This window comes from Bombilactobacillus sp. ESL1197, assembly GCF_058107145.1.
Window position 1 is genome coordinate 94,743 of the sequence record NZ_JBYLTY010000002.1, and the last position, 15,588, is coordinate 110,330.

Annotated in this window: 14 protein-coding genes; all 14 read left to right on the forward strand. The window is 38.1% G+C overall.

The window, feature by feature from the left end; all coding sequences use genetic code 11:
* Nucleotides 1–16 precede the first annotated feature (16 nt).
* The 14 genes from AC3B6B_RS06115 (at nt 17) to AC3B6B_RS06180 (ending at nt 15,557) form a co-directional block, all read left to right on the forward strand.
* The gene (locus AC3B6B_RS06115) at nt 17–1,708 is read left to right on the forward strand and encodes a septation ring formation regulator EzrA (RefSeq protein WP_489757803.1); all 1,692 of its coding nucleotides are present in this window, start codon (nt 17–19) and stop codon (nt 1,706–1,708) included.
* Between the two features lie 48 nt (nt 1,709–1,756).
* Nucleotides 1,757–2,902, forward strand: coding sequence for a cysteine desulfurase family protein (locus tag AC3B6B_RS06120; RefSeq protein WP_489757804.1), 1,146 nt, complete (start codon nt 1,757–1,759; stop codon nt 2,900–2,902).
* 15 nt (nt 2,903–2,917) lie between these two features.
* Nucleotides 2,918–4,135: a tRNA uracil 4-sulfurtransferase ThiI gene (thiI, locus tag AC3B6B_RS06125; protein WP_489757805.1), complete on the forward strand. Its 1,218-nt coding sequence runs from the start codon at nt 2,918–2,920 to the stop codon at nt 4,133–4,135.
* A gap of 274 nt (nt 4,136–4,409) precedes the next feature.
* Nucleotides 4,410–7,055 carry a valine--tRNA ligase gene (locus AC3B6B_RS06130; protein WP_489757806.1) on the forward strand — a complete coding sequence of 882 codons (2,646 nt, stop codon included), beginning with the start codon at nt 4,410–4,412 and terminating at the stop codon, nt 7,053–7,055.
* A gap of 168 nt (nt 7,056–7,223) precedes the next feature.
* Nucleotides 7,224–8,507 carry a bifunctional folylpolyglutamate synthase/dihydrofolate synthase gene (locus AC3B6B_RS06135; protein ID WP_489757807.1) on the forward strand — a complete coding sequence of 428 codons (1,284 nt, stop codon included), beginning with the start codon at nt 7,224–7,226 and terminating at the stop codon, nt 8,505–8,507.
* A gap of 30 nt (nt 8,508–8,537) precedes the next feature.
* Complete coding sequence (locus tag AC3B6B_RS06140; protein ID WP_489757808.1) at nt 8,538–9,185, forward strand: JAB domain-containing protein; 648 nt, start codon at nt 8,538–8,540, stop codon at nt 9,183–9,185.
* 98 nt (nt 9,186–9,283) lie between these two features.
* Nucleotides 9,284–10,276: a rod shape-determining protein gene (locus AC3B6B_RS06145; RefSeq protein ID WP_489758052.1), complete on the forward strand. Its 993-nt coding sequence runs from the start codon at nt 9,284–9,286 to the stop codon at nt 10,274–10,276.
* 42 nt (nt 10,277–10,318) lie between these two features.
* On the forward strand, nt 10,319–11,170 hold the full coding sequence (gene mreC / locus AC3B6B_RS06150) for a rod shape-determining protein MreC (protein ID WP_489757809.1): 852 nt from the start codon (nt 10,319–10,321) through the stop codon (nt 11,168–11,170).
* Entirely contained in the window at nt 11,163–11,699 is a 537-nt protein-coding gene (mreD, locus tag AC3B6B_RS06155; RefSeq protein ID WP_489757810.1) for a rod shape-determining protein MreD, read from the forward strand. The genes mreC and mreD overlap by 8 nt, the downstream gene beginning before the upstream one ends.
* Before the next feature lie 19 nt (nt 11,700–11,718).
* Nucleotides 11,719–12,381, forward strand: coding sequence for a septum site-determining protein MinC (locus AC3B6B_RS06160; RefSeq protein WP_489757811.1), 663 nt, complete (start codon nt 11,719–11,721; stop codon nt 12,379–12,381).
* Nucleotides 12,382–12,391: 10 nt separating this feature from the next.
* Nucleotides 12,392–13,216 carry a septum site-determining protein MinD gene (gene minD / locus AC3B6B_RS06165; RefSeq protein WP_489757812.1) on the forward strand — a complete coding sequence of 275 codons (825 nt, stop codon included), beginning with the start codon at nt 12,392–12,394 and terminating at the stop codon, nt 13,214–13,216.
* 271 nt (nt 13,217–13,487) lie between these two features.
* Nucleotides 13,488–14,129 (forward strand): amino acid ABC transporter permease, encoded by a 642-nt coding sequence (locus AC3B6B_RS06170; protein WP_489757813.1) that lies wholly within the window; start codon nt 13,488–13,490, stop codon nt 14,127–14,129.
* Complete coding sequence (locus tag AC3B6B_RS06175; RefSeq protein ID WP_489757814.1) at nt 14,122–14,766, forward strand: amino acid ABC transporter ATP-binding protein; 645 nt, start codon at nt 14,122–14,124, stop codon at nt 14,764–14,766. Before AC3B6B_RS06170 ends, AC3B6B_RS06175 begins: the two co-directional genes overlap by 8 nt.
* A complete protein-coding gene (locus tag AC3B6B_RS06180; RefSeq protein WP_489757815.1) occupies nt 14,763–15,557 on the forward strand; it encodes an amino acid ABC transporter substrate-binding protein in 795 nt (264 codons plus the stop codon). Before AC3B6B_RS06175 ends, AC3B6B_RS06180 begins: the two co-directional genes overlap by 4 nt.
* Nucleotides 15,558–15,588 lie beyond the last annotated feature (31 nt).

The following is a 15,588-nucleotide window of genomic DNA, read 5'->3' on the forward strand; positions in this document are numbered from 1 at the left end:
TATGAGAGGCTTAAATTTGATATTTTTTATTTTAGTCATTATTTTAATCGTTGTGATGATCATTGGTATCATTTACTTTTATCAGAAAAATTTAAAAACTATTAATCAGTTAACGGCACAATTTGATCAGCTCAAAGAAGACAACCTAGATACTATTTTGGATCAAATAGCCGATTTAAAATTAACTGGCGCTAGTTTAGATCATTTTCAAAAAGATCGTTCAGCTTATCAAGCTAGCAAAGGCCAAATTATAGATTTACAAACACAGTTGATTAGTATTTCAGAAAAGAATGCGAGTTTTCGGGTGTTAACGGCTTGGCATCAATTGAAGCATTTGACACAAATTCTTACGGAGCAGAAGCAAAAATTACTAACTGCTAATAAGGGCTTAAAACAATTATTTCAAAGTATTCAACAAAACCAGACGACATTAAAAGATTTGCAGACCAAAGTTCAACAACAACAACAGTTGTTAAATGATCGTGAAGAATTAGCTGATTTGGTCGTCCCTTTAAGTGAACAGTTAACACAAATCATGACGCAATTTGCACTCATTGAAGATAAAATTAATCAAGGTGACGCTTTGGCGGCCCAACAAGATCTACAACAAATTAAAGCTGCTTTAGCCAATTATCAGCAACAATTACAACAAGTGCAACAGCGTTTAAAGATTGATTATTCCGAACAATTAAAAGAGTTACAAGCAGCGGAAAAGAAGATGCAATTTACCAGTATCAAAATGACTGATCCGCAGATTAGTACGGAATTAAAAGACATTAAGCAATTACTGCAACAAATGCATTTGTTACTGGTGAAATTAAATTTTGACGAATTTGATCAGCTTAATCAGCAAGTCCAGGATAAAATTGACTATTTATATCATCGAATTACACAGGAATGGCGAGATAAACGCAAAGTTCAGCGTAATCAACCAGTAGTTGGCGATTTTATCCGGCATGCTGAACGTCAAAATCGGTTACTCAAACAAAAAATTAATCAGTTATTAGACGAGTACGTTGTGAATGAAGGCGAGCGGCAGCTAGCCAATTCCTATTCACAAAAAATTGCTCAGATTAAAACTGAATATCAAAAGCAATTGAAATTGATTCGGGATGAACAGGCTATTTTTTCCCAGGTTTGGCAACAGTTACAACAATTAAATCAACAATTACAAGATATCGAGCAACAACAAATTAAGATTGAGCAAAATTTAGATGGTTTAGTAGATGGCAGATCTGTGGCAACTAATTCTTATCAAGAATTTACGATTAAGTTAGATCATTTACAACGCCAAGTAGCTGTTTTGCACTTGCCTGGAACATCGAAAGACTATCAAAAATATTCTGCCATGGTTACAAAGGAAGTTAATAAAGTCGGGAAAATGTTAAAACAATTGCCGATAGATGTTGAAGAATTGACCAAGCAATTATTTGTGACACAAGAAGATTTAAATAATTTTGAACAGTTAACCCAGCAATTACTTGCTGATGTACAAATTACTGGGCGCCTGTTACAATATGCTAATAGATATGTTGCAACGGTACCCGAAGTAAAAACTGCTGCTCAAAAGGCCCAGATGCAGTATGATCAAGAATTTGATTATCATCAGGCCGTACAAACGATTGCTACAGCTTTAGAGAAAGTTGAGCCAGGAGCAGTGCAACGAATTGAAGATTTGTATTATTCAGATTATCCTCAAAAGTCCTAAGCTTCGTAGTTAGGATTTTTTTCTTGGGATTGGGAGTGTTGAAGCTTTATGATTTATTTTGATAATAGTGCCACCACCTTAGTTGAACCATCAGTTTTAAAAACTTATCAACAGGTGAGTCATGATTTTTGGGGCAATCCTTCGAGTTTGCATCATTTAGGAGATAAGTCGACCCAAATTTTAGAGGCAGCGCGCCACCAAATTGCCACTAGTTTGGGTTGTGATAGTGATGAAATATATTTTACTAGCGGTGGTTCCGAGGGTGACAATTGGATTATTAAGGGGACTGCTTTAGAAAAGCAGGTTTTTGGAAAACATATTATTTCCTCACAAATTGAACATCCCGCGGTGACTAATACTTTGCATCAATTAGAAAAGTTAGGCTTTGAGGTCACTTACTTACCGGTCGATAAAAGCGGTCATGTTCAGGTCGCTGATGTTCAACAAGCATTGCGTAAAGACACGATCTTGGTAACGATTATGGCCGTGAATAATGAAGTGGGCGCAATTCAACCGATTAAGGCGATTGGTGATTTACTGAAAGCTTATCCTAATGTTCATTTTCATGTGGATGCTGTACAAACAGTTGGTAAAAATTTACGTTCACAATTAATGCATCCTCGGATTGATTTTGCTACTTTTTCAGGTCATAAGTTTCATGCTCCGCGCGGCATTGGTTTTATTTATGCCAAAAAGCAACGGAAAATTGCGCCGCTAATTAATGGTGGCGGTCAAGAACAGAATTGGCGTGGTGGAACAGAAAATACACCCGCGATTGCCGCTATGGCCAGAGCTTGGCGTTTAGCCACAACTGATCAAGCAGCTAAAGCTAAAAAACAACAACAGTTGCGACAGATGTTATTTGATCATTTACAGACATTACCAAATGCTGTTATTTTTTCACAAATGGATGATAGTTTTGCACCGCATATTTTGTGTTTTGCGCTCAAGGGTGTGCGTGGTGAAACGATTGTGCATGCTTTTGAAGAGTATGATATTTATTTATCCACAACTAGTGCATGTTCGTCACGAAACGGTGAAGAATCGATTACTTTAAAAGCAATGCACGTTCCAGATCAGATTGCGACTAGTGCGGTACGAGTGAGTTTGGATGAAATGAATACAGTTGCAGAAATGCAGCAGTTTATTGAAGCACTAGATAAAATTTATCAACATTTTCAAGTTTTAAATTAGGAGAGCCACAAATTTATGGAATATACAGAAATTATGGTACGCTACGGAGAATTATCGACTAAAGGCAAAAACCGCCGGAGTTTTATTGACCGTTTACATGGCAATGTCGAAAAAGTTTTACATCCGTATCCGCAAGTACGAATTCATCCCAAACGAGATCGCATGCATATTGCCTTAAATGGTGCTGATGCTCAAGGCGTTATGCAGCAGTTAAAATCGGTATTTGGCATTCAAAATTTTTCACCCAGTGTCCGGATTGCTAAGGACTTAACGGCCATTAAACAACTAGCTTTAGCGATGGTTCAAGAGCAATATAGCGGAACGCAAACTTTTAAAATTACTACTAAACGGGCCGATCATACGTTTGAGTATGATACGAATCAGATTAATTTGGCTGTAGGCGATTTTGTCAGTGAAAATTTACCAGATATTCAAGCAGAGATGCGCCAGCCCAATATTAAAATTCGGATTGAGATTCGGGTAGACGGAGCTTATTTATCCAGTCAGACCTATCAAGGCGCGGGCGGCTTACCAGTAGGAACCGCCGGTAAAGCGCAGCTAATGTTATCAGGGGGAATTGATTCACCAGTTGCTGGTTATTTGGCGCTAAAACGCGGTGTTGATATTGAGATGGTGCATTTTTATAGTCCGCCTTATACGAGTGAACATGCTTTACAAAAGGCAAAAGATCTAACTGTGAAGTTAGCCAAATATGCTGGTCATATTCAGTTTATTCAAGTACCTTTTACGGAAATTCAGGAAACGATTAAGCAGCAAGTTCCTGAGGGATACTTGATGACTGTTCAACGGCGTTTTATGTTACGTTTGACAGACTTGATTCGCCAACAACGTCAAGGCTTGGCCATTTTTAATGGTGAGTCGGTGGGGCAGGTAGCTTCTCAAACGTTAGAGAGTATGGCAGCGATCAATGATGTGACAACGACACCAATTGTCCGTCCGGTTGCTACGATGGATAAAACTGAAATCATTAAAATTGCTGAAGAGATTGATACTTTTGACTTGTCAATTCAACCATTTGAAGATTGCTGTACTATTTTTGCACCACCACGTCCAAAAACTAAGCCTAATTTACAAAAAGCCCGGCAATATGAAGCGTTGTTAGATGTTGATGGGCTAATTAAACGGGCCTTGGCTGGAATTGAAGTAACTAACATCACACCATTTGATAGTTTTTTACAACAAAAGGATGAAGAAATCGAATCTTTGCTGTAATAAAACTTGACGTGTTAACTTTTTTTTCTTATTATTAAATAAATATTAAAAAGCAATGAGCAAGAGGCTTTGAGCAGTTGATTTACAGCGAGACTATCATAGTGAGAGTTAGTCGGTGAACTAATCAAAGTAGTAACTTGTGAGCTTGTCTGAATGACCGGGAATCCGTTATCAAATTAAGATAAAGTCATTGACTTTAAATTAGGTGGTACCGCGTATGCCCACATTCGTCCTAAGTAATTAGGACGATTTTTTTATTTTAGGAGTTGAAAATATGTCTGAAGAATTTACAATGTCCGCTAAATATGATCATAATGAAGTTGAAGCGGGACGTTATCAACAATGGGTGGATGACGGTTTGTTTAAGCCCAGCGGTGATAAAAAAGCCAAGCCTTATTCGATTGTTATTCCACCACCAAATGTTACTGGTAAGTTACACTTGGGACATGCTTGGGATACAACCTTACAGGATATTTTGATTCGTCAAAAACGAATGCAAGGTTTTGATACATTATATTTACCGGGAATGGATCATGCCGGAATTGCGACCCAGGCCAAAGTCGAGGCTAAACTGCGTGCAGAAGGTAAGACTCGGTTTGACTTAGGGCGTGAGGCCTTTGTTGATGAAGTGTGGAAGTGGAAAGAAGAATATGCTCAAATTATCCGTTCACAATGGGCTAAGATGGGCTTGTCCTTAGACTATTCCCGCGAACGGTTTACCTTAGATGAAGGATTATCAAAAGCGGTGCGCAAGGTGTTTGTTGACCTTTATAACAAAGGTTTGATTTACCGTGGTGAGTATATTATTAATTGGGATCCCCAATTACAAACAGCTTTGTCAGATATTGAAGTTGAGCATCAAGACGATGCTGGAGCTTTTTATCATGTTAAGTATCCGTTTGCTGATGGTTCCGGTTTTATTGAAATTGCGACAACGCGTCCCGAAACGATGCCGGGAGATGTGGCAATTGCAGTGTATCCGGGAGATGAACGCTACCAAGATATCGTGGGTAAGGAAGTGATTCTACCATTATTTGGTCGCAAGTTACCAATTATTGAAGATCATTATGTTGATCCTGAATTTGGAACTGGGATGGTTAAAATTACGCCCGCACATGATCCTAATGACTTTAAAGTCGGTAATCGTCATAATCTAGAGCGGATTAATGTCATGAACGCTGATGGAACAATGAATGAGCAAGCCGGTAAATATGCGGGAATGGATCGTTTTGAGGCGCGTAAGGCAATGGTTCAAGATTTAAAGGATCAGGGCTATCTTCTTAGCGAAGAACCAATTACTCATAGTGTTGGGCATTCAGAACGTTCTGGAGTGCAAGTTGAACCCCGTTTATCCACTCAATGGTTTGTGAAGATGAAACCCTTAGCTGAGATGGTGTTAAAAAATCAACAAACTGACGGCAAAGTCCACTTTGTGCCTGAGCGTTTTGAACATACCTTTGAGCAATGGATGGAAAATGTCCATGATTGGGTAATTTCTCGGCAATTATGGTGGGGACATCGCATTCCCGCTTGGTATAATAAAACTACTGGTGAAATGTACGTAGGCGAAACTGAACCCAAAGATGCCGAAAATTGGGAACAAGATCCAGATGTGTTGGATACGTGGTTCTCTAGTGCATTGTGGCCGTTTTCCACTTTAGGTTGGCCAGATGAACAAAGTGCTGATTTTCAGCGGTATTTCCCAACCAATGCCTTAGTTACTGGATATGATATTATTTTCTTCTGGGTAGCACGGATGGTCTTTCAAGGGTTAGAGTTTACTGGCGAACGGCCCTTTAAAGATGTTTTGATTCACGGCTTAATGCGTGATGAAAAAGGCCGTAAGATGAGTAAGTCTTTAGGTAATGGGATTGACCCAATGGATGTCATTGATCAGTATGGTGTTGATGCACTCCGGTGGTTCTTAATTACTGGTTCTGCGCCTGGGCAGGATACGCGATTTAGTTACGAAAAAGTGGGCGCTGCTTGGAACTTTATTAATAAAATTTGGAACGCTAGTCGGTTTGTAATTATGAATTTAGCCGATACTCCGGCACCAAATACTATGCCTCAAGCACAACAACTAGATTTAGCTGACCAATGGATTTTGTCAGAATTAAATTCCACCGTAGAAAATGTTCTCCGATTGTCTGATAAGTACGAATTTGGTGAAGTCGGTCGCGCACTGTATAACTTTGTTTGGAATGAATTTTGTGATTGGTTCATCGAATTTAGTAAGGCCACGCTCAACGGAACTGATGAGACTAAGAAACAAAATAAACGCTATGTGTTAGCTTATGTTTTAGATCAAATTTTGCGTTTATTGCATCCTATTATGCCATTTGTCACTGAGAAAATTTGGTTAACGATGCCACATGAGGGTCAATCTTTGGTCGTTGCAAAATATCCACAAGTTCATCAAGAATTGGCACGGCCCCAAGCAGTGGAACAAATGCAAATTGTGATTGCGATTATTAAAGCCATTCGCCAGATCCGTTCTGAGGCCAATGCTCCCTTAGCGAACCCGATTGACATCTTAATTAAGCCGCAAGATACAACGAAGTTAGCTTTGATTCAAGCTAGCCAAGACTATATTGAACGCTTAGGCCATCCTAAAGATTTACAAATTGCCGTTGATTTAACGGCTCCCAAATTAGCGTTCAGTGCCGTTGTTGATGGAGCAGAGGTTTATGTACCATTAACGGAATTAGTCAACGTGCAAGATGAAATTGCGCGCCAAGAAAAGCAATTGGCTAAGATTCAAGTCGATATTGATTTCTTAAATAAAAAGTTAAGTAATCAAGGATTCGTTGATCACGCACCCCAAGCAGTGGTTGAACAACAACGAAATAAGTTGCAAGATAATCAAGAACGCTATGCTAAAATTCAAGCGCGCATTCAAGAATTGAAAAATAATTAGTTTTTATTGGAAAAGATAACGATAAGAGGTTGAGACCAAGGTCTTAGTCACTAATTGTAGTCCAAGTGCACAAAAGGCTTCTGGCGAACGATTGTGATTATAAGCATAGCGGTGGAAAGGCACGCTGGTCTCGCCTCTTTTTTGTGTAGTAAAAAAGGAGTAATGACATTGATTACTAATTATCAAGCGGCATTAGATTACATTCACAGCTTGCCCCACCTGCATCAACAAAATACGTTAATGTTTGTTAAGCGGGCTTTAGCCTACTTTGATAATCCCCAGAATCAAATCAAAACTGTCCATGTCACAGGAACTAACGGTAAAGGGACTACTTGTTATTATTTAACACAATTATTAGTGAAGAGTCATCAAAAAGTCGCCACTTTTGCTTCACCATATGTAGTAGACTTTACCGAGCGCTTCTTAATTAATGGTCAGCCGATCACTCCTCAAAAAATTATTGCCTTGACTAATCAAGTCAAACAAGCAGTGAGTGATTTACAGAAATTAGATGAGCAGTTTTATTTAGTTGAATTTGAATTTTTAGTAGTGATGATGTTCTTATTATGTGTCCAAGAAAGAGTAGATTATGGTGTTATTGAAGTCGGAATTGGGGCACAACATGATAAAACCAACGTGATTACACCTGAGCTATCGATTGTGACAAATGTAGCCATGGATCATTCTGCTTTGATTGGTCCGACACTATTGGATATTGCTCAAGAAAAAGCCGGAATTATTAAACCCCAGACGCCAGTGATTTTGGGGGCTTTAACTCCTGCTGTGCAACAAGTTTTTCTACAGCGGGCGCACCAATTAAAGGCCCCAGTTTATAGTTGGCGAAAGGATTTTCAAGCAACTGATATTCACGTTCAAGCTGTGCAAAAGACTAATTTTACTTGGTCCAATAAACAGTTTGTTTATAAAGATTTGCAATTAAAAACTTGTGCGCAATCACAAATTATTGACGTTGCTTTAGCATTACAAGCGTATCATTTGTTAATTTCTAATCCGCAGCCGGCAGTCATTCGGGCTAGTTTAAAAGTGCCCGGTTTGTTAGCACGGATGCAAGTTTTACAAAGTAAGCCCTTGGTAATTGTTGATGGTGCACATAATTTAGCAGCCATTCAACAGTTAATCAATGATTTACAGCCTATTAGGAAAAACCGTTCGTTAAAAATTTTGTATGCTGCGATGAATGATAAACAGCATCAAAAAATTTTACAGCAATTGGCCACGGTAGCTACAAAAATTGTGGTGACTAGTATGCCAGAAGCCCGGGCAGCGACTGCTCAAGATTATTGTTTACCGGCCAGCGCAACTTTTATTGAATCATGGCAAACATCGTTAGTACAAGCACTTCATGATTTACAAAATTCTGAGATCTTATTAATTTGTGGCTCACTACATTTTGCCGGAGAGGTGTTGCGTTATTACAAAGAAAAGTTTTGATTTTGCATAGTTTATTTTGAGGTGAAGAAAATGAACTTAGAGCAACGACTCGCGCAATGCGGTGGTCAAAACTTAACCTTATCACAATTATTGGTCAGGCTGTTAGCTGGTGACACTAACCAACAAACAGTGCAACATTTTGTGCAAATGGTGGCTTTTGAAAGTAATGATTTTAAAAATCTCGCAGTATTAGATAATTTTACTGATTTTAAATGGCGCCAATTTGATTCGAATTTAATTATTCAATTTCAAATTCTTTGGGAAACAGCCCAACGTTTGGTAGCCCAGCAGCAGTTAGTTGTGGGAGAAAAAATAACGATCGCACAATTAGCGCAGCATTTATTAACGAAATGGCGTCAATTACAACATGAAGAGTTAATCGGCTATTTTTTTAATAATCAAAGTCAGTTGTTATTAGAAAAAATTATTTTTAGAGGTTCATTACAACAAGCAGCTGCGCAACCGCGCGAAATTTTACGATTTGCTTTACAACTACCTTGCAGTCAATTGTTAATTGCGCATAAACATCCGAGTGGTAATCTCCAGCCATCTACCGCGGACATTATTTTTACACAAAGATTACAAAATTGTAGTAACTTGCTGGGAATTAAATTGCTGGATCATTTGATTATTGGCGACGATCAATTTAGCAGTTTTCAACGACTAGAATTATTGTAAAGATAATGCAATAAATATTTTTGAATTAAATTTTTGTATGATATACTTTAATAGATAGACTAAGTACTGTTATTTAAGGAGATAGTGTTTTGTTTGGAATGCGGTCACGAAAAGTAGGTATAGATTTAGGAACTGCGAATACAATTGTTTATGTTGATGGGCAAGGAATTGTTTTGCGTGAGCCCTCAGTAGTTGCCAAGAAGACGGCAACTGGTGAAATCGTTGCTGTAGGTGCTGAAGCTAGAGCAATGATTGGCAGAACTCCCGGAAGTATTAAAGCCATTCGGCCGATGAAAGATGGGGTTATTGCAGATTATGATACAACTGCAGCCATGATGAAGTACTTTTTGGATAAAGCAGTAGGCAATACCAAACCTGATGTGATGGTTTGTGTCCCTAGCGGCGTCACTGAAGTAGAAAAACGAGCAGTTATTGAAGCTACACAAAATGCTGGTGCTCAGGAAGCTTATCTAATTGAAGAACCGTTTGCTGCAGCCATTGGTGCTGGTTTACCAGTTATGGATCCAACCGGTAGCATGGTGGTCGATATTGGTGGTGGAACCACTGATGTGGCAACTATTTCTTTAGGTGGCATTGTGTCGAGTCGTTCTATTCGAATGGCTGGTGATAAATTTGATGAGTCCATCATTGCATATGTTCGTAAACAATTCAGTTTGTTAATTGGCGAACGGACTGCTGAACAACTCAAGATTGAAATTGGTTCAGCTTCATTACAAAGTGCAGAACAATTGGGAGACACGAGCATTCGGGGACGTGATTTAGTCAGTGGTTTGCCGAAGACCGTTGACTTGTCAGCAATTGATGTGGCGACCGCGATTCATGAAGACATTGAAGAAATTGTGACAGCTATTAAAGAAACTTTGGAAGCTACTTCTCCAGAAATTGCCGCAGATATTATTGACCATGGCATTGTTTTAACCGGTGGCGGCGCTTTATTAAAGAATTTGGCGGATGTTATTTCGGATTCGACGAAAGTTCCCGTTTTTGTGGCACAGGATCCTTTGGATTGTGTGGCCATTGGAACTGGTGAATCACTGAAAAATCTGGAAGTAATGAAGCGTAATAAATAATAGGTGGGGTAGCCCACTTTTTTAATTATCTGGAGGTTTGCAATGCGAAACTTTTTTTCTAATAAAAAGTTGATTATCATCATGTTAGTAGTCATTGCCACCTTCGGCATGATTGCTGCTTCAGTGACTTTTAGTGATCGTAAGTCACAACCATCAGTCATCCATCAGTTAGGAAATGATACAATTGGTGTTGTTGGTAACGTGATAGCTTATCCTGCTAATACGGTACGGAGTTGGGGAAGCGAAATCAGTGATTTAACAAAGACGTATCAAGAAAATCGGCATTTGAAAAAACAAATTGATGATTTAGCACAAACGAAAGCACAAAATAGTGTTTTAAAAAAAGAAAATCAAGATTTAAAAAAGCAAGTTAAATTGAATAAGACGTTAACTGATTACCATCAGATATCGGCTGCTGTGACAGCAAGATCACCTAATGAATGGCAAAACTATTTAATTATTAATAAAGGTTCGATTGCTGGTTTGAAAAAAAATATGCCGGTGATGTCCGGATCTGGCTTGGTTGGGCGAATTATTGAAGTTAATCGGACTAACTCCAAGGTTAGTTTAATTTCCACTGACAAATCATTAAGTAATAAATTTGCGGTCGAAATTGTCAAACCACATGGTAATGATGCGAGCGGAATTATTGGGCGTTACGATAAGGACAATAATTTGCTAGTTATGACCAATGTCACTTCTACTAAAGGCATTAAAACCGGTCAACAAGTGGTTACTTCTGGTCTGGGTGGTTTGACCCCTCGTGGTTTGTTTGTTGGTAAGGTAGTTGCCATGAAAAAGGATGATTATGGCTTAGTCTCTTCAGTTTATGTGAAACCAGCAACAGATTTAAATAACTTTACGATTGTGACGGTTATTAGTCGAGATGTTTAAACAGATTGATTTGAGAAATAAGACTACTAAATATATTTTGCAAGTACTGTTATTATTAGTCGGCTTTTTTTTGGACGGCTTGTTAAAGCAATTTTTTGCAGTCTTTAATTTACCGTCTTTTCAAGTTTCAGTGCAGATCTTACTCATCATTATTGTTATGATGATTTTACGCGATCAACAAGTGGACAGTCACTTGTTTTGGTATACTCTAATTTTAGGAATTGTTTATGATTCTTATTATTCACATATTTTTGGTTTGTACACTATTGTGTTACCACTAGTGGGCTGGTTGACTAATAAGATTCGGAAATTTGTGCCGAAAACGCTTATTTTTGAATGGTGTATTTACTTTATCAGTTTGACGGTTTCTTTAATTTATTTATTTTTGATTGGTAATTTTTTAAGTTTAATTACAGTAGATATTGCGCATTTTGTCACTGATTGGTTAGGTCCAACATTGTTAGTTAATTCCATCTTCTTTGTCATTTTGTATTATCCTTTGACCAAAGTTTTAGACTGGTTGATGTAAAATAAGTGGGGAGATTAGTATGAAGAGTGCAGTTTTGAAGGGAAAAGGTCAAACTTATTTCTTAGAAATTATTGACGGTAGTGATTTTTCAGAAGCTTTAATCCAGGTACAGGAGTTATTAAAGCAAATTCAAACGCAGACTCCCACGCAACAATCGCTAGATCTAACGGTCGATACTCAAACTCGGTGGTTAAATTTACAACAAAAAAAAGATTTAAAAGCGGTGATTGCGCAGTTTCCAGTATTTAAGTTACAGCAAATTATCAGTCAGGTGATTCCTAAAAGTGTTGTACAACAACATTTGCTTCAAGGACAATTGAAATTAGAAACGCGGATTATCCGTTCTGGACAAATTATGAATTACCCGGGAAATGTGTTGTTATTAGGTGACGTCCATGCAGGCGCACAAATTCGCGCTGCTGGTAGTGTTTTTGCAATCGGTTCTATTGAAGGAATTGTGTGTGCGGGTTATCCAAATAATGATACAGCTGTGGTCGTGGGTGATATGACGCATGCTAGTCAAGTTCGAATTTGTGATTTGATTCAAATTGTGTCGGATATTGATGATGCGAAGTTTGATGCTAAGTCTTTTTTCTATGTCAACGATTTGCATTCGTTAACAACAGCTTCACTTGATCAATTATTGAAGATTAGACCACAAATGGAAATTATTTTAAATTAGGGGGAGTTTGATGGGAACGTCAATTGTTGTCACTTCCGGTAAGGGCGGTGTCGGTAAAACTACAACTAGTGCTAACTTAAGTTTAGCTTTAGTACAAGCCGGTAAGCGAGTTTGCGCGGTAGATTTGGATGTTGGTTTGCGTAATCTTGATGCTATTTTAGGATTAAGTAATCGGATTATTTATGATTTGGATGACGTGTTGAATGATCGCGTTAACTTGATGCAGGCGTTGGTTCAACATCCCGATCATCCTCAAGATTTTTCGTTACTGGCTGCTTCACAAAATGTTGGACAGTCTAGTTTAAATATCTCCAAAATTAAAACTATTATTACTGAATTAAAACAAAATTTTGATTTTGTTATCTTGGATTGTCCTGCAGGAATTGAAACGGGTTTTAAAGCTGCGGTGGCGGTAGCTGATAGTGCAATTTTGGTCACGACCCCGGAGGTGGCAGCGGTTAGTGATGCTGATCGGGTGGTCGGTTTATTGGAGCAATCTAATTTAACTTACGGACTGCATTTAGTTATTAATCGAATTCGCTTACAGATGATTAAAAATGGTAAGTCTATGGATATTCAAAGTATCGTAAACCGCTTGTCAATTCCTTTAATTGGTGTTATCATCGACGATGATGAAGTAATCGCTACTTCTAATCAAGGTCAATCAATATTGCAGGAGAAGCTTGATAATCCAGCGGCCGTTGGTTATCAGAATTTGGCTCACCGGATTCTCGGTGATCAAATTCCATTAAATGAGATTAGTCTTAATCAAGAACAAGCAACTGCTAAAAAAGACGGTTTTTGGCGACGAGTATTTCATCATAATGAAAAATAAAATATTTAATTATGCGACAATGAACAAGATAGATATGTGCGCTAATTTAGAGAAGCTGTGGTTGGTGCAAACAGTTATTAGTGACAGCATAGAACACACTTGTGAGTCAAAAGGTTTAAAGCCCGTTCGGTTTAGCATCCGTTATTTTGTGCAGTTTATAACTGCCTAAGTTGTCAAATGTGAGTTTGGCAAAAAATGGGGTGGCACCGCGGAAAATTTCGTCCTCTTGAGTTTTTTAACTCAAGGGGATTTTTTAGTTGAAGGAGAAATTATGAAATATATTGGAGAAATTTTACCATCATTATTGAGTGGCACCAAAGTAACCGTGGAGTTATTCATTGGGACTTTAATCTGTTCGATTATTCTCGGAATTATTGTCGCTTTAGGGTTACGAAGTCGTTGGCATTTATTACGTTGGATTTTAGATGCTTACGTTTGGCTGATGCGGGGCACGCCATTATTGCTCCAATTAATCTTTATTTTTTATGGATTACCAACGATTGGCATTGTTTTTGAACGGATGACAGCCGCTTTCGTAGCTTTTATTTTAAATTATACAGCTTATTTTGCTGAAATTTTTCGTGGGGGGTTGCAGGCGGTTAGTCAAGATCAGCGTGAAGCAACAGCCTTATTAGGATTATCGTCATGGCAAAGTTTTCGCTTTGTGATCTTGCCACAAGTAGTCAAAATCGTCTTACCATCCATGGGTAATGAAGTTATTAACTTGATCAAAGATTCGTCATTAGTTTATGTATTAGGAATTGGTGATTTATTACGGGCAGGTAATGTGGCCACAGCGCGTGACGTCACGTTGGTCCCCTTAATTTTAGTTGGTATTATTTATCTAATTATGACAGGGGTTTTGACATTAATACAAAATTGGATTGAACGGAGATTTTCATACTATGAATAAACAACCGAAATTACAACTTAAACAAATTACTAAAACTTTTGGCGATAAATTAGTTTTAGACAATATTAACTTACAAGTATTGCCCGGACAAATACTATCAATTGTCGGTCCCAGTGGGGTTGGTAAAACCACGTTATTAAGAACTATTCTGGGATTGGAAAGTGTAGATCACGGCGAGTTCTTCTTGGACGGACAGCCGTTTACACCGCAAGATCATAGTCAAAATAACGTGGGGGTTGTCTTTCAAGATTATCGACTATTTCCTAATTTAAGTGTTTTAGATAATTTACTACTGGCCCCCATTCAAGTTCAAAAACGCTCGAAACAACAAGCTCTGCAAAAAGCTCAAGAGCTGTTGGATTTATTACAAATTGCACCGCAAGCTAAGCTTTATCCGTTTCAATTGTCCGGAGGTCAGAAACAACGAGTAGCAATTGCCCGGGCTTTAATTTTAGAACCCAAAATTTTATGTTACGATGAACCGACGAGCGCACTGGACGCACAGAATCGGCAACAAGTCACTAACTTATTACGCAAATTTCAGGCCGACCAAATGACGCAACTAGTTGTGACGCACGATTTAGATTTTGCTCAGCAAGTTTCTGATCAAACATTTGAGTTGAGGACAAGCAAATGAAAAAAATTTGTAAATATTTAATTTTATTAAGCTTGTTAGTATTTGTTGGCGGGTGTCAGCAAAACACGCACCGGATTGGTAGTAGTAATAATACATTAATTGTGGGCTTGGATGATTCTTATGTACCTATGGGATTTGTGAAAAAGTCGGGCCAATTAACTGGCTTTGACGTTGATCTGGCCAAATTAGTTGGCAAAACCATTCATCGAAAAATTATTTTTCAACCGATTGACTGGTCCATGAAAGAAACGGAATTACGCAACGGAACGATTGATTTAATCTGGAATGGTTATACTAAAACGCCGCAACGTGCTAAGAAAGTTGCCTTTTCACGGCCGTATTTAAAAGATGAACAAGTTATCGTTGTCAAAAAGGCTTCAGGGGTTCACCAAATTAAGCAATTAACGGGAAAAACTTTAGGAACCCAATCTGGCTCAGTGGGTTATTCCGATTTAATGCAGCAACCGCGTTTATTGAAGAATAAAATTAAAAATCAAACGCCGGTTTTGTATGATAATATCGAAAATGGTTTTTTGGATTTAAAAGCAGGACGAATTCAGGGCTTTTTATTTGATCGGGTGTTTGCTGAATACTATTTAGCCCATACTAAAAATGCACAGCAATTTCAAATTTTGGATACGCCGTTTCCCACTGAAAGTTTTGCAGTTGGGATGCGCAAACAAGATACGCAGACGCAGCATTTGATTAATTCAACTTTGCGGAAATTAAAAACCAATGGTCAATTGAAAAAATTGAGCGAGAAATGGTTTCAACAAGATATTTCTGAGTAAACTTGTAGTAATATAAAAAAGGATGAAGTTT

Coding starts and splice junctions, on each gene's coding strand:
- AC3B6B_RS06145 (WP_489758052.1), top strand. CDS start 9,284: ATGCGGTCACGAAAAGTAGGTATAGATTTAGGAACTGCGAATACAATT.
- AC3B6B_RS06120 (WP_489757804.1), top strand. CDS start 1,757: ATGATTTATTTTGATAATAGTGCCACCACCTTAGTTGAACCATCAGTT.
- mreD (WP_489757810.1), top strand. CDS start 11,163: ATGTTTAAACAGATTGATTTGAGAAATAAGACTACTAAATATATTTTG.
- thiI (WP_489757805.1), top strand. CDS start 2,918: ATGGAATATACAGAAATTATGGTACGCTACGGAGAATTATCGACTAAA.
- AC3B6B_RS06140 (WP_489757808.1), top strand. CDS start 8,538: ATGAACTTAGAGCAACGACTCGCGCAATGCGGTGGTCAAAACTTAACC.
- AC3B6B_RS06160 (WP_489757811.1), top strand. CDS start 11,719: ATGAAGAGTGCAGTTTTGAAGGGAAAAGGTCAAACTTATTTCTTAGAA.
- AC3B6B_RS06180 (WP_489757815.1), top strand. CDS start 14,763: ATGAAAAAAATTTGTAAATATTTAATTTTATTAAGCTTGTTAGTATTT.
- AC3B6B_RS06175 (WP_489757814.1), top strand. CDS start 14,122: ATGAATAAACAACCGAAATTACAACTTAAACAAATTACTAAAACTTTT.
- minD (WP_489757812.1), top strand. CDS start 12,392: ATGGGAACGTCAATTGTTGTCACTTCCGGTAAGGGCGGTGTCGGTAAA.
- AC3B6B_RS06130 (WP_489757806.1), top strand. CDS start 4,410: ATGTCTGAAGAATTTACAATGTCCGCTAAATATGATCATAATGAAGTT.
- mreC (WP_489757809.1), top strand. CDS start 10,319: ATGCGAAACTTTTTTTCTAATAAAAAGTTGATTATCATCATGTTAGTA.
- AC3B6B_RS06170 (WP_489757813.1), top strand. CDS start 13,488: ATGAAATATATTGGAGAAATTTTACCATCATTATTGAGTGGCACCAAA.